Consider the following 20,682-nt stretch of genomic DNA (forward strand, 5'->3'; position numbering starts at 1 on the left):
GGCTCAGGCCGGCGTGGCGAAGCCTGGCCGGAAATGCTCGGCCAGGGCCTGCTCGACCACGCGGTGCGCTTCGGTGGGCGTGGCCGAGAACGGCTTGAGCAGGTAGAGCGAGCGGCCGAAGCCGGCATAGCAGTCCCACTGCGGCAGCACCGGCTCCAGGTCCGCGCAATCGCCCAGGCTGAAGTCCGGCACCATGGCGATGCCCAGGCCATGGGCCGCGCCTTCGCGCAGCAGTTCGCTGTTGTTGACGCTCAGGCAGTCCACCGGCTTGACGTGCACGGCCGGGCCGCGCCCCTGCCTGGGGGCGAACGACCACTGCGGGCTGCGCTCGTCGCCGCGGTACAGCAGGCAGCGATGGCGGGCCAGTTCGGCAGGATGCGCGGGGCGCCCATGGCGGGCGAGATACGCGGGGCTGGCCACCAGGCGGGCGCGGGTGGCGCACAGGCGCTTGCTCACGTAGGCATCGGAGACCTGGTCTGCGTGCCTGAGGGCGAAGTCGAACCCCTCCTGCCGCAGGTTGACGAAGCGGTCCGATAGATAGACTTCCAGCGCGATGTCCGGGAATTGCTGCCCCAGGCGCGCCAGCAGGCTACCCAGGTGCTGACGGCCCAACGCCACGGGGGCGGTCAGGCGCAAGCGGCCGCGCGGCGCGCGGGTGAGATTGCGCACTTCGCCCAGGCTGTCCTCCAGGGTGTCCAGCGCCGGGCCGGCCCGTTCGACCAGCAGGGCGCCGGCTTCGGTCGGGCGCACCGAGCGGGTCGTGCGCAGCAGCAGGCTGACGCCCAGCTCCTGCTCCAGGGCCTTCATGCGCAGGCTGATCAGGGACTTGGAGATGCCCAGGCGCTGGGCGGCGGCGGTAAAGCTGCGCGTGTCGGCCAGTACGGCCAGCATTTTGAGGTCGGCCAGGCGGTCGAAGATGGGGGCGCTCATTATTGTTTAACCAGATAAACAGTCTTTCCAACTATAAGGGATTACTGGGGCGGCGTCCTTTTCCTAGACTGAGGCTTCTTTCTCAGTGGGAGCGAAGCATGGCGAATCAGACCGCGCAGGTGGCGCATTGGATCGGCGGACAGGCCGCGCACGGCGCCGAACACGGGCTGCAGGACATTCATGACCCGGCCACCGGCGAGGTGGTGGCGCGGGTGGGGCTGGGCGGCGGCGATACGGTGGCGCGCGCCGTCGCGGCGGCCCGTGCGGCGCAGCCGGCCTGGGCCGCCAGGAGCCCGCTGCATCGGGCCCGGGTGCTCAACCGTTTCCTGGCCTTGCTCGAAGACAACCGGGAAGCGCTGGCGCGCATGATTTCGCGCGAGCACGGCAAGGTGATCTCGGATGCGCGCGGCGAAGTCATGCGCGGTATCGAAGTGGTCGAGTTCGCCTGCGGCGCGCCCGAGCTCATGAAGGGCGCCATGTCCGTCAATGTGGGCGGGGGGATCGACAACTGGGTGCAGCGCGAACCGCTCGGCGTGGTGGCGGGCATCACGCCGTTCAATTTCCCGGTGATGGTTCCCTTGTGGATGATGCCGATGGCGCTGGCCACCGGCAATGCGTTCGTGCTCAAGCCCAGCCCGCTGGACGCATCGCCGTCGCTGGCGCTGGCCGAGATGCTGGACCAGGCAGGCCTGCCGGCGGGCGTGGCCAGCGTGGTGCAGGGCGGCGTGCAGGCCGTCAATGCCTTGATCGACCATCCCGACGTCAAGGCCGTCTCTTTCGTCGGATCGACCGCGGTGGCGCGTCAGATCTATGAGCGCAGCGCCCGCGAGGGCAAGCGCGTGCAGGCCCTGGGCGGCGCCAAGAACCATCTGGTGGTGATGCCGGACGCCGATCCGGAGGGCGCCGCCGATGCGCTGGTGGGCGCGGCGTTCGGCAGCGCGGGCGAGCGCTGCATGGCGATCTCGGTAGCGGTATTCGTGGGCGGCGCGTCCGAGGCGGTCATGCCGCGCATCCTGCACAAGGCGCGCGCGCTGAAGGTGCGCCGCGGCATGCAGGAGGACGCCGAGATGGGCGCCATCGTGAGCGCCGCGGCGCGCGACCGTATCGCCGCGTATATCGCCTCGGGGGTCGACGAGGGCGCCAGCCTGCTGCTCGATGGCCGGGAGATCGCCGCGGCCGACTGCGGCGAGGGCTGCGGGAACGGCTATTGGCTGGGGCCGACGGTGTTCGACCGGGTCCAGCCCTCCATGCGCATCTATCGCGAGGAGATCTTCGGCCCGGTGCTGGCGTGCGTGCACGTGGATACGCTGGAGCAGGCCATCGACCTGATCAACGGCCATGATTTCGCCAACGGCGTCAGCCTGTACACCGATAGCGGCACGGCCGCGCGCGCCTTCGTGCAGGGCATCGAGGTGGGCATGGTGGGCGTGAACGTGCCCATCCCCGTGCCGGCGGCCTGGCAGGGCTTCGGCGGCTGGAAGCAGTCGCTGTTCGGCGACCTGCACGTGTACGGCGAAGAGGGCGTGCGTTTCTACACGCGCCAGAAGAGCGTGATGCAGCGCTGGGCCGCCAAGGCGGCCGGCATGTCGTTTGCCATGCCCCGTTCGGGCTGAGCCCGAGCCGGCGCCGCCGGGGGCGCGCGGGGCCGGCCGCGGCTCGTGTCGGCGCGGCCGACGGGGCTGCCTTGTTACGTCCCTCGGTGGTATTCTTGACGTGTTTCCATCCCCTGGACAAGGAGCACTACATGGCAAAACCGACCAAGAACAGCAGCGCCGCGCCGCGTATCAATATCGGCATTTCCGACAAGGACCGCGCTGCCATCACCGGCGAACTGTCCAAGCTGCTGGCCGACTCGTATACCCTGTACCTGATGACGCACAACTTCCATTGGAACGTGACCGGGCCGCTGTTCAATACGCTGCACAACATGTTCATGACGCAGTACACCGAAGCGTGGAATGCGCTGGACAGCATCGCCGAGCGTATCCGCGCGCTGGGCCATTACGCGCCGGGCACGTATCGCGAGTACGCCAAGCTGTCGTCGATCGCCGAGCCCGATTCGGTGCCCGACGCGCTGGAGATGGTGCGCATGCTGGTCAAGGGCAACGAAGCGGTGGCCAAGACGGCGCGCGCGGCCTTCGACAAGGCCGACGCGGCCAATGACCAGCCGACCGCCGACCTGCTCACGCAGCGGCTGGACGTGCACGAGAAGAACGCCTGGATGCTGCGCAGCCTGCTGCAGTAGCAAGCGGCGCGTCCAGATGAAAAGCCGGCATCGAAAGATGCCGGCTTTTTTCTTATCGGGTGCCTGTCCCCGCATGGGGACCGGCACCCGCAAACTTCAGGCCTGTCCCCGCATGGGGACTGATATCTGCGGCAGCGTGTGCCTGTCCCCACTGGGACAGGCACACCATCGCAGGAACTTCACGCCTGTCCCCGCATGGGGGACAGGCGCGCCGAGCGCCGGCTCAGGCCGGCGCGCTTTGCAGGAAGCGCTCCAGGATGCGGCGGCTCTCGCTCAAGTTGCCCGTGCGCAGGTTCTGCACCGCCAGCTCGATGTTGGCGTCGCGGTCCAGCGGGCTGGCCTCGATGATGCGCTGGGCGCTGGCCATCAGGTCGGCCGGGGTGGCGGCCTGCGCCCGTTGCGAGCGGAACTCGCGCTTGTGGGCTTCGGACAGCGAGCGTTGCAGCGAGGTCAGGCCGGCATAGCCGGCGTCGATTTCGCGGATCGACGCCAGGGCCTGTTCGGCGTCGCGCAGGCGCTCCTCGGTGATGCATGCGCGCACGCTGCGGGCCAGGGCGCGCAGGCACTTGTCGATGTACTCCTGGGCGGTGGCCGTGTCCATGGCGCCGCTGTTGGCCAGGCGGCGGTACACCGAGGCGGCGGTGCGGTGCGCCTCGAGTTGCGACAGCTTGCTGGCGGCCAGGGCCACGGTGTCGCGGCCGGCGGGCAACTCGGCGCCGGCCAGGTGCTCCCAGCACTTGGCCGCCGCCTGCTTGCGGCCATGCGCGTGCAGCATCTTGGCGGCGCGCTGGATGTAGCGCGGATCGACTTCGGGCAGGGCCGCCAGGTCGGCAAGCAGGGCGATGGCTTCGTCGCTGTTCTGGTACTCGGGCGTGCCCTCGTAGGCTCGCAGCAGGCGGCGATAGGCCTGGTTGATCAGGTCGGCGTCGTGCGCGGCGCCATGCTCCGAGGGCAGGGTGCGCACGGCGTAGAAGGCGCCCAGCGAGGGCAGCAGCGCGCCGGCGCGTCCGGCGTGGCGGACTTCGCGCGTGGCGCGCTTGAGCACCGTCTGGCGTACGCCGTCGACGCTGCCGGGGTCGGCCGCCGGCGTGGTGGTCAGGGCATTGACCATGCTGGCGGCGTCGGCCAGCGGGGTATGGGCGCGCGCGGCGAAGCGCAGGCTGCGGGCCGGATCGCTGGCGGCGCAGCGGCGGAAGACCTGCTCGGCCTGCGCATTCATGCCCAGGCGGGTATAGACGCGGCCCAGCAGCAGGGCGGTCTTGTCGTCGTCCTCTTTCTGCAGCGAGGCTTCGGCCCATTCGCGGGCGCGCTCATGGTCGCGCATGTAGAACGCGGCCTCGCCGGCCTGGCGCAGCACGTACGGGGTGCGGTTGCTGTCGGTGGCCAGGGCCAGCGACCAGGCTTCGAGCATGTCCTCGGTCTGGTCCAGCGCGGTGACGGCGCGCGCGCGCAGCACATAGGCCGATCCGCTGCCGGGCTTGAGTTCGATGGCGCGGTTGGCAAAGAGCAGCGCGAGATCCCACTCGTGCGCCTGGGCCGACTGCTTGGAGCGCTCCATGCACGCGCGGAAATCCAGGTTGTGCAGGCTGTCGGCGGCATCCTCGGTCATGGCGGGGCCGAGCAGTTTGTCGCTGATTTCCTTGCCCACCAGCTTGGCGAAGGCCGGCGTGTAGTGGGCGGTGTCGAGGCCTTCGTCGGGCATGCCGCGTTCCTGGCCGAAACCGGCCAGCAGCGCGCCCGGGTCGACCGAGACCAGCCCAAGGCGGGCGGCGGCCTGGGCCACGCGGGCCACCATCTTGGCGCGTTCGGCGATCAGCTCGCCCGTGGCGTTCTTGGCATTGCAATGCGTCACCAGCACCAGCTTCGGACCCAGTAGCTGGGCGATGGCGTGCAGGTCTTCCTCGATCTCGGCGGCGGTCTGGCTGCGCACGACGGTGTGGGTCAGGGCATGCTGGATGTGGGTGGCCAGGCGGGCGAACGAGGGCGTGGCCTGCAGCAACTGCAGGCGCTGGCCGCGCTGTTCGGCGCCAGGATGGTCGAAGAAGATCTTGCGCAGGTCCGGGCAGACGCTGAGCGCTTCCTTGAAGCGCACCAGCTGCAGGTACAGACCGTCGAGCTCCAGCACCTTCACGGAGCTGATCTCGACCACGTAGTGAGCGTCCGGGATGTGCGGCGTGCTGTTGCCGTTGCGAAACGGTTGATCCGAAATGAAGGGCCACAGGCTTTCGGGCAAGCGCAGCTCGCCGCGCATGAAGCGGATGGCCTGGATGGTTTCCTTGGTGTTGTGGGTGAACCCGTACAACAGCCGGTTATCCAGTACGAAACTACGCTGCGCCTGGAGCTTGGTCATGGGGCCGGCCACGCGGCACGAACCTATTGTTGAAATAATCACGGGTCAATACTCCTTCTTAACAGCAGGGGAAAAGAGGCCCCGCGCCGCGCCCGCTGCGCGGGCGCGCCGTCTCCCTCGACGGATTGTCGCCTTGGGCCTGTCCGGCGCGACACATGGCGGGGCTCGGGGCTGGCATGGCCTACGACACCTTCAGGTGCAGCAGTTGCGGTTCGGCGCGCCGGCCGGGTACGTGCGGCTGCGGCGTGGCCGCCTGCAGCAGCAGGGCGCCGATGGCTTCGTCGTAGTCGTGCCAGGGCAGATGGCGCTGCACGCTTTCGCGCGCGCGCTTGCCCAGCTCGCCGGCCTCGCCCAGCACTTGCTGCAGGTGCGAGGCGGTTTCGGCGGCGGGCGCGTTCAGGTCGATCTGCACGCCGTTCTGGCCTGGCTCCACATGGGCGGCGTAGGCGGGCGCCGGGCCGATGGCGGGGCACACGCCCAGCGCCATGCATTCGAGCAGCGCGGCGACCGACGGCACCAGGCTGACTTCGGCGCGGTTGTCGACGTAGGGGAACAGGGCGATCTCGACGCGCCGCAGCAATTGCTCGCGCGAGACGGCGTCGCTGGCGGGCGGAGCGAATATCACCTGGCCTTCCTGCAGGCCGATCGCCACGGCATGGTGGCGCATCGCCGCGGCGGCCTTGCCGTTGGACATGATCAGCAAGACGGCATCGGGCTGCACGAACGAGATTTCCGCATACAGGTCGATCAGCGCGCGCGCCGTTGCCACGGCGGGCTCGTCCTCGGTCACGGCGAATACGCGCTTGCCCTCCAGGCGGCGCAGCGTGGCGGCCAGGTCCGGCGGGGCTTCCTTGCGATGATTCATCGGCGGCAGGGGCAGCGGCGGGACCAGTGCGACCGGACGCGAGCCGTCCAGCAGGTTCTCCAGCGCGCCTTGCAGCGCGGGGGTGCCCAAGGCCAGCAGATCCGCCTGGCGGGCCGCCAGGGCCAGCAGGTTGAGGTCGACGCGCGCGCGCTCGGACAGCAGATGATTGGCCGCCGTCTTCTGGAAGAAGTCGAGGCTTTGCAGCACCAGCCCATAGGGCACGCGCAGGGTCTGGGCCGCCGCGCTGGCGCCCAGCGCGCAATAGGCGTCGTCCCAGGCGAGCACCGCGCGCGGCTGCTGGCGCACCGTGGCGGCCAGCACCGTTTCGGCCATGGCCGCGCACACGTCCTGGAACGACGGCGTCTGGCGCGATATGGCCGGGGCGTGGCGGTATGCCACGCCATCGACGACCAGCCCGGTGCGGGCGTGCAGCGCGGCGTCGGCCTGCTGGCCGGGCGCCGCGTCGGCGGAGTCGGCCTGCTGGGCGGCCAGGCTGATGACCATGGTGTCGCCGTAGCGGGCCTGCATGCTCAGCGCGAAGCGGTGCAGCGCGTTGCTGGCGGCGTTGCGGCCTTGCAGGATGGACACGGGCGAGAGGATGACGATGGGACCCTGCGCATCGAAATCAAAGGTGTAGTTTCCGCGCGCGGTGGGCTCGATGGATTGGGCCAGGATGCCCTGCGCGTGTTCGATGCGCTCGGCGCGCAGGCGTTCGGCCGTGCTGAAGGCGGCTCCGGCGGTGCGCGCGGCGCGCAGCAACTGGGCGGACGCGTCGACGATGCCTGCGTCATAGAGGCTGAACGCGAGCTGGCGCACGTGCGGGGCGGCCGGATCGAGCCCCAGCAGTTGCTGGACGATTTGCTCGGCGACCTGCGGATAGCTGGTGCGGGCCCATTTGGCCACTTCGCAGAAAACCTTGGCGCGTACCTCGGCCGGCCAGGGCTGGCGTCCGATCCAGAGGATGACCTCGGGGCTGCGCACCCGCTTGACGTACTCCAGCGCCTCCTTGATGGCGTTGGCGGTCTCGGCGGGCAGCGCGGCCGACGCGTGCTTGCGCACCACGGGGGCGTGGCGGCTCTGGCGGCGATGGTCTTCCGACAGTTTGATCAGCCGGTAGGGCAGCAGCACGTAATCCTTCAAGGTGCGCGCGCGCGTGACCGCTTCGCCGAACTGCCAGGTCAGCGTGCGGCGCTGCTTGGCGAGCTGCTGGTTGGTTTCGCGCAGCAACGCCTTGACGCCGGCGAGGTCCTTCTCTGCCTGCACGCGCGCGGCGCGCTCCTGCTCCAGGCGGGAGTACGCCAGCTCGTTCTCCTGGGTCAACTGGCGCAGGCGGTCCGGCGCGGCCGCCCGGCGAGCGGCCGGAGCGGGCATGTGGCGTACGGTATTGTTGTCGTGTTCCATGAGCGCAAAGAAAGTTGTGCGTGGCGTCAGGGCGTATGAAGCCGCGCCAGGCCGGCGTGGCGGCGCATCCAGGTCTCGCGGTAGGCGATCCGCCGCTGCCTGCCCTGGTCGGAAGCCAGCCCGGTCTCGCCGTGCTGGGTCAGCGACTGCGGCCGGTGCAAGGCCACGGTCTGGACCGCGCGGCTGCGGGCGATGCTGTGGGAACCCAAAAGAACCTGCATGCGATGCTCGTACTCCTCATCGGCGCCGAAGCGCATTTCCTCGAACTGCCCGATGACGGCCAGCGCGTCGCGCCGGATCATCAGCGAGCAGGGGTTGTGCCGGACGAAGGGAAACACGCGCGGGGCGGCCAGTTGTCCGTCGGCCGTGATGCGCAGCAGGCGGCTGACGGTGGCGCAGGCGCCGCTGGCCTGCAGCAGGGCCGCCTGGTCCTGCAGGCGAGTCGCCAACATTATGTCGTCGGCATCGAGAAAGGTAATGAAATCGCCTTTTGCCCGCTGCAGGGCCATATTGCGCGCCGCATATACGCCGTGATTTTTCGTCCTGGCGATATTTATACGCGGATTTTCAGAGGCGGCGGCGCTCAGATGTTGGAATGTGTTATCGGTCGAGCCGTCATCTATCGCAATAATTTCAATATTAGGATAGGTTTGCGACCATACGGATCGCAGCGCATTGTTGATATAAGGCGCGGCGTCGCGGGCGCAGATTATGACGCTTATCAGCGGGGCTCCGGCCGGGACCGCCCGGGGTGAAATCGGCGCAAGGCCTATGAAATCAGCGGGTCGCAGCGGCGTGTCCCCGGGCGGCACGGAAATGCGCGAATCTGTCAGTAGCTGCGATAAATTATTTCTGGCTGCCGGGAAATCCCCCAGCTGTATGTGCGCTGCAGCAAGAATTTCATGCAAATTCTTTGATTTACTAATATTGCTCGCAGATTTCCTTGCCTTGTGTAAGGCCAGGTCAGCGCGGCCGCCCGCCAGGTCCAGGGCGAGATCCAGTTCCCAGTCGGCCGGCGCGAGCCATTGGCGCGCGCTTTCGGGATCCTGGCGCGCCAGGGTCAGGGCGTACTGGCGCCGCGCATGGTCGGAGACGCGGCCCCGCAGCCGCGCGGGGTCGGGACGGTCGGCGGCGTGGCTGCATTCCAGCGCGGCCCGCGCCCGGCACAGTCCTTGTTCGACGCCGCGCGCCCGGGCGGCGGCGGCGCTCTGGAACAGTCCCAGCCGGTTGAGCACGGCGGGATTATCGGCGGCACGCGCCAGCAACTGCGCCAGCGGCAGGCGGCTGGTAAGCGCTTGTACTCTTTTCTGATAAATATTAAGCAGTGCGGTGCGCAACATGGCGGCCTTGCAAGTGCGCCGCCCGGCCGTCGACGGATGCGCGGCATTGGTTTCCCGGGAAAATCCCGGTTCTGATGCCATGAATTATAGGCCGCCAATACACCATTTTTGTGAAGCGATTGATCGTCGCAAGGATGGTGTTGATTTGATATATGTTGAAATCAACGGCCGTTGCGCCGAAATTATCATTCTCTCGTTCCGACCGCCGTCCGACATTTTGGACGGTTTTGTTTTTGTTTATATGAAAGTGGCGCGTCGATAATCCACCTGGTTATTAAGCGCGCCGCGAGGGAGCGAAAGATGCAGCCATCGGGAGCCCAGGTTTGAGTTCGGCGCTGACGGTACAGGCGCGGGTAATCGGGTCTTTGATATTCCGGGAAACGAGGGTGCGCTTCGGCGGTACGCGCCTGGGCTACCTGTGGGCGCTGATCGAGCCGATCCTGCACGTGGCGGTGCTTTCGACCATCTATGTGGTGTGGGGCAGGCAGGCGCCGGTCGGCAACCTGCAGATGTTCTTCATCACCGGCATCATGCCGTTCTTCCTGTTCAGCCACACATCGTCGCGGCTGGCACGGTCGATTTCGTCGAATGCGTCGCTGCTGCGGCTGCCGCCGATCACCAACATGGACATCGTGTTCGCCAAGGCCTTGCTGCAGGCGCTGACCTGGGTGGCGGTGTTCGCCATCCTGCTGTTCCTGGTGATGCTGGGCGGCAAGCTGATCCTGCCGCAGCGCCTCGAAGAGTGCGCCGCCGCGGCGCTGTTCACGTTCCTGCTGGGTTTCGGCGTGGGCCTGATCAACGCGGTGCTGAACATGCTGTTCAAGTCGTGGGAGCACCTTTACTCGGCGCTGACCCGTCCGCTGTACCTGCTGTCGGGCGTCTTCTACCTGGTCGATGCGTTGCCGGAACAGGCGCGCCGCGTGCTGGTATGGAATCCGCTGGTGCATGCCATCGAGTGGTTCCGCGCCGGGTATTTCACCCATTTCAGCTCGCTGACGCTGGACCGCGGCTACCTGATCAAGTGGGCCGTGGGCAGCGTGGTGCTGGGATTGTGCCTGGAGCGCGCCATGCGCCGCCGGCTGCATACCCGCTGATGGAGACGGCCATGGACCAGGACACCATTATTTCGCTGCGCAATGTCTGCAAGGGCTACCGCTCCAAGAAGGGCATCAGGCGTGTTCTCGATGACGTGTCGTTCGATTTCCGCGGCGGCGAGAACCTGGCCATCCTGGGCGGCAACGGCTCGGGGAAATCGGTGCTGCTGCGCATGATCTGCGGCATGGAGCTGCCCGACTCCGGCACGGTGCGGCGGGCGGTCAGCATTTCGTATCCGCTGGGGTTCGCCGGCGGCATCAGTTCGAACATGACCGGCCGCGATAACGTGCGCTTCATCGCGCGGATCTACGGCTGCGATGTCCCGGACGTGGAGCGCTTTGTCCACGACTTCTCGGAGCTGGGGCGGTCGTTCGACCTGCCGGTGGTGACCTACGCCAACAGCATGCGCGCGCGGCTGTCCTACGGCATCTCGATGGCGTTGCGCTGCGACGTGTACGTGGTCGACGAGATGGCCGCGGTCGGCGACGTGAATTTCAAGCGCAAATGCCTGGAGGTGTTCGCCGAGCGTTCGCGCGGCGCCACCATCATCATGGCGGCCAACGCGCCCACCACGGTGCGGCGCTTCTGCAGCCACGGCGTGATCATGCAGCAAGGCACCATGACGCACTACGGTCCTTTGGACGAAACCATCGCACGCTACACGCAGAGCGCGCCCGCGCCGGCGGCCGCGGTCGAGCCGGTCGTCGACACCGTCGACGCTGAGCAATCCTGAGCCCGATCCGATCGGCAATTCACCTGAATCCAGAAGCGACTATGACTAGTACGGAGAAAACCTATACGGGGCCGCGCCTGCCCGGCATGACGCCGGGCAAGCCCGCCAATTACCTGCGCTGGTCCGCCATCGCGCTGATCGGCATTCCCGGCGTGCTGCTGGCCTTGTACCTGTTCTTCATCGCGTCCGACCAGTATGTCTCGGAGGCGCGCTTCGGGTTGCGCGCGGGTTCGCAGATGCAGCAGGCCAGCGCCAACCGAGACGGGCACTCGTCGATGGGCAGCGGCGCGATGGCGACCGAGCTGTTCGTCGATTCGTTCGCCGTGGTCGATTATGTGAAGTCGCGCCAGATCGTGCAGGAGCTCGACAAGGAGCTGAACCTGCGCGAGATGTGGTCCAAGCCCATGATCGACTTCTGGTACGGCATGGACGAGGACGAAACAGCGGAAGGCCTGTGGCGGCAATGGAACCGCATGGTGGACATCGAGTTCGACATGTCCACCGGCGCGATCATCCTGCGGGTGCGGGCCTTCTCGCCGGAGGAGTCGCTGCGCCTGGCCGAGGCGATCCTGCAGGCCAGCGAGAAGCTGGTCAACCAGATGTCGGTCAAGTCGCGCGAGGACAGCGTGGACTTCGCCCGCGCCGAGGTGGGCATCGCCGAAAAACGCCTGGCGCAGGCGCGGGTGCAGGTTCAGGACCTGCGGGCCCGCACCGGCGTGCTGGATCCTGTCAAGGAAGCGGAGGCCAACCTGCAGCTGGCCGCCAAGGTGCGTGGCGACGTGGCCACCGCGGCAGCGGAGCTGGACGCGATGGGGCGCGGCGGGCTGCGCAGCGGCCCGGCCTACGAGCGCGTCAAGGCGCGTCACGAAGCGCTGATGCGCCAGCTCAAGGACCTCAATGACCACCAGATCAGCGGCGGCCGCAGCGAGAACGGCAACACGCTGTCCAAGCTGCTGCGCGAGTACGAGGCGGCCGAGACCGAACGGCAGTTTGCCGAGGCGTACTACACCGGGGCCCTGAAGACCCTGGAGGACGCCCGCGGCCTGGCGGCGCGCCAGGTGCTGTACACGGTGATCGCGTCGCAGCCGCAGCTGGCCGACGAGTCGCTGTACCCGCGCCGCTTCACCGATACGGCGCTGGGCCTGCTGGGTCTTTTCATTCTGTGGATCGTGGCGGTGCTGGTGGTTTACGCCGTCAAGGACCACGCCTGAGCCACCGTTCAACCGTCAACGAGATCACGCCATGTTTTCGTTTCTGTCCCGCATCCGCAAGCCGCGCCGCGCAGATACCGCGGCCGGCCCGACCGGCGGCCCGGCTTCCGGGCCGACGATCATCGACCTGCTCGACGCCGCGCTGGCGGCGCCGGGCGAGGCGGAAGAGCCCGGTCGCGAGCTGTTGCAGCAGGCGCGCCAGGTGCTGGAGCGCCACGCGGCGGTCCACAAGCCGGCGGACGCCTTGCCCGAGCTGCTGGAGTATGTGCGGCGTTATCCGCATACCGAGCTGTTCCAGGTGCTGGTGGCGCGGGCGCTCGAGGCGGCCCACCGCAGCGACGAGGGCCTGGCGGTTTGGCGCGGCATCCACCAGCGCTTTCCGGACTCTTCCGAGGCTTTCATCCTCATGCTGCGCGGCGTCAAGCGCCAGCAGGGGATAGAAGCCGGACGCGCCGAGATCGAACTGTATTTCTCCGGCGGCAGCAGCAGCGCGCGGGAGATCCTGCTGGAGGCCAAGAGCTGGGACGAGATCGGCCAGAGCGAGCAGGCGGACGCCTGTTTCGAGCGGCTGTCCCGGCAACATCCCGAGTTCGAGAACGGCTATGTCGGCTGGGCGCAGTCGTTGACGCGCCGCGGCGCGCTGTGGCGCGCCCGCGATGTGCTGCAGGCGGGGCTGGACGCCATCGGCGACGGGGCGCGCAAGCTGACGCGGCGGCTGGTCGATTTGAACGCGGACCTGGCCGCGTTGCGCCGCCTGGGCGTGGAGGGCGACGGGCGCGACGTGCCGGTCAGCATCCTGGTGCTGGAGAAAATGCTGCAGGAGATCGGCCGGCGCCGCAATGCGGAGTACGACGCGGGGCCGGAGTCGTTCGTCGGTCCGGTGCTGATGATCAATGGCTCGCTGGGCGCCGGCGGCGCCGAGCGACAGTTCGTCAACACCGCCGTGGCGCTGCAAAGCGCCATCCAGCAGGGTCAATCGATTGCGGGCTACGGGGTGCTGGGACCGGTGCAGGTCGTATGCCGCTCGCTGCGCAGCCGGGAAGGCGCCGATTTCTTCGCCGCCACGCTGCGCGACGCCGGCATCCCGGTTTCCGTCTATTCGGACATGCAGGCATGGGGCGGTTGCGAGTTTTCGTCGCTGCTGGCGCCGTACCGAGAGTACCTGCGCTTCCTGCCCAAGCAGATCATCGAGGGGACGACCAAGCTGACGGACGTGATGCGTTCGTCGGTGCCCAGCGTGGTGCATATCTGGCAGGACGGTTCGATCTTTGCCTGCGCGCTGGCGGCGCTGCTGGCCGGTGTGCCGCGTATCGTGCTGTCGGTGCGCACCATGCCGCCGGTGGACCGGCCGGACCGCTACCGCGTCGAGTACGACATCATTTACTCGGAACTGCTGAAGATGCGCGGCGTGGCGCTGAGTTCCAATTCGCAGTTCGCCGCGCACCGTTATGCCGACTGGCTGGGGGTGGACGAGCGGCGCATTCCGGTGGTCTACAACGGGCTGGCGCCGCTGAAGGCGGTGCAGGACGACGCCTGCACCGCCATGATGGCGCAGTTCGACGCCCGCACGTCGGGCGCGCGCTTTACCGTCGGCACGGTCATGCGGGTCGACGACAACAAGCGTCCGTTCCTGTGGGTGGAAGCGGCGCAGCGCTTCGCCGCCAGCCACCCCCATGTCCGTTTCATCATGGTGGGCGGCGGCCCGCTGCTGGAGTCGGTGCGGGAGTTCGCGCAGCGGCTGGGCATGGGCGAGCGCATCCTGTTTACCGGCCTGTCCAGGCGGGTGGGCTACTGGCTGACGCAGTTCAACGCATTCCTGCTGCTGTCGCGCTTCGAAGGGCTGCCCAATGTGCTGATCGAGGCGCAGTTCTCGGGCGTGCCGGTGGTGACGACGCTGGCCGGCGGCGCCGGCGAGGCGGTGCAGGAAGGCGTGACGGGACTTACCCTGCCGGCCGATACGGTGACCGCGCCGGACGTGGCCGAGGCGCTGGCGCGCATCCACGACATGTGCGCGGCCGATCCGGGAATCGCGCGCAAGGCGGCCGACTGGGCGTCGGCGCGTTTTTCCCTCAACCAGATGATTGCATCGACGGTCCGGTGCTACCAGATGCCATGACCATGCCGCCCAAACTCTTCGTGCTGGGCAGTTGCCGGGTGCACCGGCCGGCGCGCCTGCTGCATGACGGCGGCCTGGCGCAGCCCCTGACCGCCGGAATAAGCGGCTACATCCACAGTACGCGCGAAGCCGTGCAGCGCGTGCAATGGCTGGCCGACCGGACACGCTTCGATTCCCAGTTGCTGCCGTTCCTGTTTCCGGCCGGACGCACGCCGGTGGTGACGCCGGCGCGCGCCGACGAACTGGCGCAGGCCGACGCGGTGCTGGTCGAGGCGGCCTCGGAGCGCAGCGTGAGCGTCAATGGCGTGTTCCTGCAGAAGAATCTGGTGGTCAAGCACCTGGTGCGAGAGCTCGGCGACGAGGGCCGCAACTGGTGGCGCTCGCTGGTGCGTGCCGGCGAGGTGGCGCCCGATGCCTACGAGGCCGTGGCCGGCCTGTACCGCGACCAGGCCGAAGACGCGGCGCTGGCGGGCGGCTTGCGCGTGCTGCGCGAGGCGCGCTGCGCCGAGGACAGCGAGGCCGTCGTGCGCGCCGACCTGATGTACCTGGCGCTGCGCGTGGGCAAGCCCGTGCTGGTGGTGACCCACGTCGACGCCGAGCGCGCCGACGGGCGCCGCATCGCCGCGCGGGCACGCCACGTCGCGCGCATCAAGGCCGCCGCGCGCGGGCTGCACCAGGTGCATGTGATCGACCCGCTGGACGCCGCGCCCGGCTGGCCCCCGGCGCGCTTGCTGGCCAGCGACGGCGCCGACATGAATCATTATTCGCCGGCGTTCGAGCCCGTGCTGGCCGAATACATGCATACGCGCATCCGTGCCGCGCTGGCCGCTTCGAGCGGCGCGCCGGCGCCTTCCCAGTTTCTACCGGAGTACCAAGACGGACCATGAACCATAGACTCATACGCTGCCTGAGCATCGCGCTGCTGGCCTTGCTGTCGGGCTGCAGCATTCTCTCCGGGTCGGGCCCGACGCGGTCGGCCATCATGGACGGCGGGTCGACCGATGCGACCGGCGCCAAGCCCGGCTCCTACGATCTGGTGGACCTGCGCGCCGACACCATCGCGCCCTATGTGCTGGTCAAGGCGGTGTCCAAGGACGGCGCCACCTCGGACGGCTACGTCGGCAATATGCGCGTGATGCCGGGCGACGTGCTGCGCATCCTGGTGGCCGACAGCATGGAGACGGGCCTGTTCGCGCCGCTGGCGGCCGGCGGCACGGTGTTCGAGGCCGTGCGGGTCGCCGCCGACGGCAGCATTTCGCTGCCCTATGCGGGCCGCCTGAAAGTGCAGGGCAAGTCGCTGGAGCAGATCGAACAGCTCGTGAAGGGCAGCCTGCGCAATACCGCGGCGGTGCAGCCGCAGGTCATGGTGGACCTGGCCGACGACCGCTCGAATTCGGTGCTGGTGGCCGGAGCGGTGCCGCGTCCGGGGCGGTTCGGCGGCAACAAGGGGCCGCTGACGGCGCTGGACGCGATCACGCAGGCGGGCGGTTCGACGTTGCCGGCCTACCAGGCCGACGTGGTGATCCGCACCGGCCGCAAGGTGCAGCGCATTCCCTACCAGCAACTGCTCAACGGCCGCAACGTGGCGGTGGAGCCGCGCTCCGAGCTGGTGGTCGAACCCAACCTGAAGCGTTTCGTGGCGATGGGGGCCCTCACCAAACCGGGCCTGCACGAGCTGCCGTCGAACCAGACCAACCTGCTTGACGCCCTGGGCGTGGCCGGCGGTCTGAACGACCGTGCGGCCGACGCCACCGGGGTGTTCGTGTTCCGCCTGGACGGCCGCAACGCCGACGGCCGCCCGCGGCCCACGGTGTTCAGGCTGAACATGCGCAATCCCGAGTCCATGTTCCTGGCCAAGCAGTTCGAACTGCTGCCCGAGGACGTGGTGTATGTCAGTAATGCGCCCATGTACGAATGGGAAAAGATCATTACGCCTATCGTGCAGGTCCTGATCGTGGGCCAACGCGTGGGTACTTACTAATTTTCACTGGAAGGTAGCACCAATGCCGAAGAAGTTTTCCAATCCTGCAGATGTTCATCTCGCCGTCGTCGGCCTGGGGTATGTCGGGTTGCCGCTGGCCGTGGAGTTCGGCAAGAAGCGCCCGGTGATCGGCTTCGATATCAATGAGCGGCGCGTGGCCAGCCTGAAGGCCGGCCACGACCACACCCTGGAAGTCGATGACGAGGAACTGGCCCAGGCCGCGCAACTGAGCTACACCACCGAACGCGAGGCGCTGGGCAAGGCCAATGTGTTCATCGTCACCGTGCCCACGCCCATCGACGAGTACAAGCAGCCGGACCTGACGCCGCTGGTCAAGGCCAGCGAGACCATCGGCGCGGTGCTCAAGCGCGGCGACATCGTGATCTACGAATCGACCGTGTACCCGGGCGCCACCGAGGAAGACTGCGTGCCGGTGCTCGAGCGCGTGTCGGGCCTGAAGTTCAACCAGGACTTCTACGCCGGCTACAGCCCCGAGCGCATCAACCCGGGCGACAAGGCGCACCGCGTCAACACCATCAAGAAGGTGACCTCGGGCTCGACGCCGGAAGTCGCCGAGCTGGTCGACCAGCTGTACAACGAGATCATCACGGCCGGCACCCACAAGGCGTCGAGCATCCGCGTGGCCGAGGCCGCCAAGGTGATCGAGAACACGCAGCGCGACGTCAACATCGCGCTGATCAACGAGCTGGCGCTGATCTTCAACAAGATGGGCATCGACACCGAGGCCGTGCTGCAGGCCGCCGGCACCAAGTGGAACTTCCTGCCGTTCCGCCCGGGCCTGGTGGGCGGGCACTGCATCGGGGTCGATCCGTACTACCTGACGCACAAGGCGCAGTCGATCGGCTACCACCCCGAGATCATCCTGGCCGGGCGCCGCCTGAACGACTCGATGGGCGGCTATGTGGTCTCGCAGCTGGTCAAGGCGATGGCCAAGCGCCGCATCCACGTCGAGGGCGCGCGCGTGCTGCTGATGGGCCTGACGTTCAAGGAAAACTGCCCCGACCTGCGCAACACGCGCGTGGTGGACATCGTGCGCGAACTGGGCGAGTACCACGTCGATGTGGACGTGTACGACCCGTGGGTGGACCCGGCCGAGGCCGAGCACGAGTACGGCATCACGCCGGTCGCCAAGCCGGCCGCCGGGGCGTACGACGCGATCATCCTGGCGGTGTCGCACCACCAGTTCGTCGAGATGGGCGCCGAGGCGATCCGCAAGTTCGGCAAGCCCGAGCACATCCTGTACGACCTGAAGTACGTGCTGCCTCCCGAGCAGGCCGACCTGCGTCTGTAAGGAGGCACGACATGACGACACGATACGAGACGATTTGCGCGCAGACCCTGACGCAGCGCCGGAAGTGGCTGGTGACCGGCTGCGCCGGCTTCATCGGCTCGAACCTGCTCGAGACGCTGCTGGGGCTGGACCAGGCGGTGGTGGGGCTGGACAATTTCGCCACGGGGCACCAGCACAACCTGGACGAGGTGCGCGCGGCGGTGACGCCCGAGCAGTGGGCGCGCTTTACCTTCATCGAAGGCGACATCCGCGACCTGGCGACCTGCCAGCGCGCGGTGCAGGGCGTGGAGCGGGTGCTGCACCAGGCCGCGCTGGGTTCGGTGCCGCGTTCGCTGAAGGACCCGATCACGACCAACGAGGTCAACATCGGGGGATTCCTGAACATGCTGGTGGCCGCGCGCGACGCGCAGGTCCAGGCGTTCGTCTACGCGGCCTCGAGTTCGACCTATGGCGACCATCCCGGCCTGCCGAAGGTCGAGGACCGCATCGGCAATCCGCTCTCGCCGTACGCGGTGACCAAGTACGTCAACGAGCTGTACGCCGACGTGTTCGCGCGCTCGTACGGGTTCTCCAGCGTGGGGCTACGCTACTTCAACGTGTTCGGCAAGCGCCAGGATCCGGACGGCGCGTACGCGGCGGTGATTCCGAAGTGGACGGCGGCGATGATCAAGGGCGAGGACGTCGTGATCAACGGCGACGGCCAGACCAGCCGCGACTTCTGCTTCGTGGAGAACGCGGTGCAGGCCAACCTGCTGGCGGCGATGGCCGGTCCGCAAGGGTCGAACCAGGTCTACAACGTGGCGTACAACGCGCGCACGACGCTGACCGAGCTGTTCGAGCACCTGCGGCGCACGCTGGCCGGGCAGGGGGTGACGTACGAGAAGGCGCCGGTGTACGCGGACTTCCGCGCCGGCGACGTGCGCCACTCGCAGGCCGACATCGGCAAGGCCGGCAAGCTGCTGGGCTACGAGCCGGCCTACGACATCCTGCGCGGGCTGGAAGCCGCCATGCCCTGGTACACGCAGTTCCTGCGATGATCGAGCTCCATTCGTCAGGCATCGCGCGTATTCCGTACCTGACGGAGCTGCTGGGCGCGCCGGTCACCCGCTACCGGCGCTTCTGGCCGCTGGGCGGATCGGCGCCGCGCGCGGTGGCGGGATGGGGCGCGCGCCCCAGCGCCGCGCCGGCGCGGCGCCGCGCCCGTTCGCTGGGCGTGCCCTACATTGCGCTGGAAGACGGTTTTCTGCGCTCGTTCGGCACCGGGCGCCATTTCCCGCCTCTGTCGCTGGTGGTCGATCGCCTGGGCATCTATTACGACGCGACGCGCGAATCCGAGCTGGAGTGCCTGCTGGCGTCGTCGCGCACGCTGCTCGACGGCATCGAGGATGCCGTGCCCGAAGCCATGGACCTGGTGCGCGAACGCCGCCTGTCCAAGTACAACCAGGGCGGCTTCCTGGCCACCGGCGTGCCGGCCGACGGCCGGCGCCGGGTGCTGGTGGTGGACCAGACCGAAGGCGACATGAGTGTGACGCTGGGTTGCGCCGACGCGGGCACCTTCCAATCCATGCTGGCGGCGGCGCGGGCCGAGAACCCCGGCGCGCTGATTTGCGTCAAGACGCATCCCGAGGTGGTGGCCGGCGACAAGTCGGGCTATCTGTCGCGGGTGGCCGACGACGCCGATACGGTGGTGCTGCGCCACGACATGAATCCCCTGGCCTTGCTCGAACAGATGGACCGGGTCTATGTGGTCAGTTCGCAGATGGGGTTCGAAGCCCTGATGCTGGACAAGCCCGTGACCTGCTTCGGCATGCCCTGGTATGCCGGCTGGGGCGTGACCGACGACCGCCAGCAATGCGAGCGGCGCGGCCGCTTGCGCAGTGTCGAGGAGCTGTTCGCCGGCGCCTATTTCCACTACACCCGCTACCTGGATCCGGTGCTGCATCGCCGCGGCACGATCTTCGACGTGATCGATTGGCTGACGCGCCAGCGCGCCATGGCGCAGCGGTTGCCGTCGCGCGTGATCGGCGTGGGGATGCGCCGCTGGAAGGCGGCCGCGCTGGCGCCCATGCTGGCGCTCAAGCCCGGCCAGGCGGTGTTCGCCGCCGACGCCGCCCGCGCGCGGGACCTGCGGCCGGCCGCGGGCGAAGCCCTGGTGCATTGGGGCGCCCAGGCGCCCGCCGGCGTGGCCGAGCTGGCCGAGCAGAGCGGCTGCGCGGTGCTGGCCGTCGAGGATGGTTTCCTGCGGTCGGTGGGCCTGGGGTCGGACCTGATCCGGCCGCTGAGCCTGGCGCTGGACGGGCGAGGCATCTATTTCGATCCTGGCAGGCCCAGCGATCTGGAGCATGAATTGAACCGGGGCGGGTTCAGCCAGGGAGAACTGGCCAGCGCGGCGCGTATCCGCGCGCTGGTGGTCGCCCACGGCATCACCAAGTACAACGTGGCGCAGCCCGAGCCGGCCAACTGGCCGGCGCGCGGCCGCGAGATCGTACTGGTGCCCGGACAGGTCGAGGACGATGCGTCGGTGCGGCTGGGCTGCGACGAAGTCCGCACCAACCTGGACCTGCTGGCGGCCGCGCGTGCCGCGCATCCCGACGCCTACATCGTCTACAAGCCCCATCCGGACGTGGTCAGCCGCAACCGGCGCGGCCGCGTGGCGCTGCGCGAGGCGCGCCGCCATGCCGACCATGTCGAGTCGGCGCTGTCGGTGGTCAGCTGCATTCAGGCCTGCGACGTGGTGCATACCATGACCTCGCTGACGGGTTTCGACGCCTTGCTGCGCGGCAAGCGCGTGGTGACGTACGGCAGGCCGTTCTACGCCGGCTGGGGCCTGACCGAGGACCGCGCCACCGATTGGCCGCGTGAGCGGCGCGCCCGCCGGCTGAGCCTGGACGAACTGGTCGCGGGTACGCTGCTGCGCTACCCGCTGTACTGGGACTGGGAGCTGCGCGGCTATACCACGTGCGAGGCGGTGCTGACGCATATTTTCGAGACGCGCGAACGCCTGCAGCGCGAAGGCCGCCTGCAACAGCTGCGCGCCGGCTATGCGCGCCGCCAGGTGCGCAAGCTGCAGACGCTGTGGCTGGCCCGATGAACCGGAGCACGG

General features: G+C 68.2%; 16 protein-coding genes. 12 read left to right on the forward strand and 4 right to left on the reverse strand.

The features are described from left to right. Nucleotides 1-3: 3 nt before the first annotated feature. Nucleotides 4-891 carry a LysR family transcriptional regulator gene (locus CAL11_RS09740; RefSeq protein WP_086094545.1) on the reverse strand — a complete coding sequence of 296 codons (888 nt, stop codon included), beginning with the start codon at nucleotides 889-891 and terminating at the stop codon, nucleotides 4-6. 137 nt (nucleotides 892-1,028) lie between these two features. Between CAL11_RS09740 and CAL11_RS09745 the strand changes: the two genes are divergently transcribed. After that, entirely contained in the window at nucleotides 1,029-2,543 is a 1,515-nt protein-coding gene (locus CAL11_RS09745; protein ID WP_086092786.1) for a CoA-acylating methylmalonate-semialdehyde dehydrogenase, read from the forward strand. Nucleotides 2,544-2,674: 131 nt separating this feature from the next. Continuing rightward, complete coding sequence (locus CAL11_RS09750; protein ID WP_033466321.1) at nucleotides 2,675-3,175, forward strand: Dps family protein; 501 nt, start codon at nucleotides 2,675-2,677, stop codon at nucleotides 3,173-3,175. A gap of 223 nt (nucleotides 3,176-3,398) precedes the next feature. On the opposite strand, the gene CAL11_RS09755 is transcribed toward CAL11_RS09750, so the two are convergent. The 3 genes from CAL11_RS09755 to CAL11_RS09765 form a co-directional block, all read right to left on the reverse strand. Further along, nucleotides 3,399-5,567, reverse strand: a complete 2,169-nt coding sequence (locus CAL11_RS09755; protein WP_086092787.1) for a capsular biosynthesis protein — start codon at nucleotides 5,565-5,567, stop codon at nucleotides 3,399-3,401. A 139-nt stretch (nucleotides 5,568-5,706) separates the two neighbouring features. After that, nucleotides 5,707-7,791 carry a glycosyltransferase gene (locus CAL11_RS09760; RefSeq protein ID WP_086092788.1) on the reverse strand — a complete coding sequence of 695 codons (2,085 nt, stop codon included), beginning with the start codon at nucleotides 7,789-7,791 and terminating at the stop codon, nucleotides 5,707-5,709. A 26-nt stretch (nucleotides 7,792-7,817) separates the two neighbouring features. Further along, complete coding sequence (locus CAL11_RS09765) at nucleotides 7,818-9,131, reverse strand: glycosyltransferase family 2 protein (protein WP_086092789.1); 1,314 nt, start codon at nucleotides 9,129-9,131, stop codon at nucleotides 7,818-7,820. Here CAL11_RS09765 and CAL11_RS24355 point away from each other — a divergent pair. The 10 genes from CAL11_RS24355 to CAL11_RS09810 all read left to right on the forward strand — a co-directional run bounded on the left by CAL11_RS24355 (nucleotide 9,130) and on the right by CAL11_RS09810 (nucleotide 20,670). Next, nucleotides 9,130-9,393, forward strand: coding sequence for a hypothetical protein (locus CAL11_RS24355; protein ID WP_157668849.1), 264 nt, complete (start codon nucleotides 9,130-9,132; stop codon nucleotides 9,391-9,393). The two genes, CAL11_RS09765 and CAL11_RS24355, sit on opposite strands and share 2 nt — an antisense overlap. A 61-nt stretch (nucleotides 9,394-9,454) precedes the next feature. After that, nucleotides 9,455-10,225 (forward strand): ABC transporter permease, encoded by a 771-nt coding sequence (locus tag CAL11_RS09770; protein ID WP_003811217.1) that lies wholly within the window; start codon nucleotides 9,455-9,457, stop codon nucleotides 10,223-10,225. Beyond that, entirely contained in the window at nucleotides 10,225-10,959 is a 735-nt protein-coding gene (locus tag CAL11_RS09775) for an ABC transporter ATP-binding protein (RefSeq protein WP_086092790.1), read from the forward strand. The genes CAL11_RS09770 and CAL11_RS09775 overlap by 1 nt, the downstream gene beginning before the upstream one ends. Nucleotides 10,960-11,000: 41 nt before the next feature. Then, entirely contained in the window at nucleotides 11,001-12,170 is a 1,170-nt protein-coding gene (locus tag CAL11_RS09780) for a capsule biosynthesis protein (RefSeq protein WP_033463016.1), read from the forward strand. Between the two features lie 31 nt (nucleotides 12,171-12,201). Next, nucleotides 12,202-14,286, forward strand: coding sequence for a glycosyltransferase (locus tag CAL11_RS09785; protein ID WP_086092791.1), 2,085 nt, complete (start codon nucleotides 12,202-12,204; stop codon nucleotides 14,284-14,286). Next, the gene (locus CAL11_RS09790) at nucleotides 14,283-15,173 is read left to right on the forward strand and encodes a capsular biosynthesis protein (RefSeq protein WP_086092792.1); all 891 of its coding nucleotides are present in this window, start codon (nucleotides 14,283-14,285) and stop codon (nucleotides 15,171-15,173) included. The genes CAL11_RS09785 and CAL11_RS09790 overlap by 4 nt, the downstream gene beginning before the upstream one ends. Next, nucleotides 15,170-16,267, forward strand: coding sequence for a polysaccharide biosynthesis/export family protein (locus CAL11_RS09795; protein WP_086092793.1), 1,098 nt, complete (start codon nucleotides 15,170-15,172; stop codon nucleotides 16,265-16,267). Before CAL11_RS09790 ends, CAL11_RS09795 begins: the two co-directional genes overlap by 4 nt. A 22-nt stretch (nucleotides 16,268-16,289) precedes the next feature. Next, on the forward strand, nucleotides 16,290-17,579 hold the full coding sequence (gene tviB, locus CAL11_RS09800; protein WP_086092794.1) for a Vi polysaccharide biosynthesis UDP-N-acetylglucosamine C-6 dehydrogenase TviB: 1,290 nt from the start codon (nucleotides 16,290-16,292) through the stop codon (nucleotides 17,577-17,579). An 11-nt stretch (nucleotides 17,580-17,590) separates the two neighbouring features. Next, on the forward strand, nucleotides 17,591-18,616 hold the full coding sequence (locus CAL11_RS09805; protein WP_086092795.1) for an SDR family oxidoreductase: 1,026 nt from the start codon (nucleotides 17,591-17,593) through the stop codon (nucleotides 18,614-18,616). Further along, nucleotides 18,613-20,670, forward strand: coding sequence for a capsular polysaccharide biosynthesis protein (locus CAL11_RS09810; RefSeq protein ID WP_086092796.1), 2,058 nt, complete (start codon nucleotides 18,613-18,615; stop codon nucleotides 20,668-20,670). Before CAL11_RS09805 ends, CAL11_RS09810 begins: the two co-directional genes overlap by 4 nt. The last annotated feature ends 12 nt before the right edge of the window (nucleotides 20,671-20,682 follow it).

Source organism: Bordetella genomosp. 6 (assembly GCF_002119705.1).
Taxonomy (GTDB): domain Bacteria; phylum Pseudomonadota; class Gammaproteobacteria; order Burkholderiales; family Burkholderiaceae_B; genus Bordetella; species Bordetella bronchiseptica_F.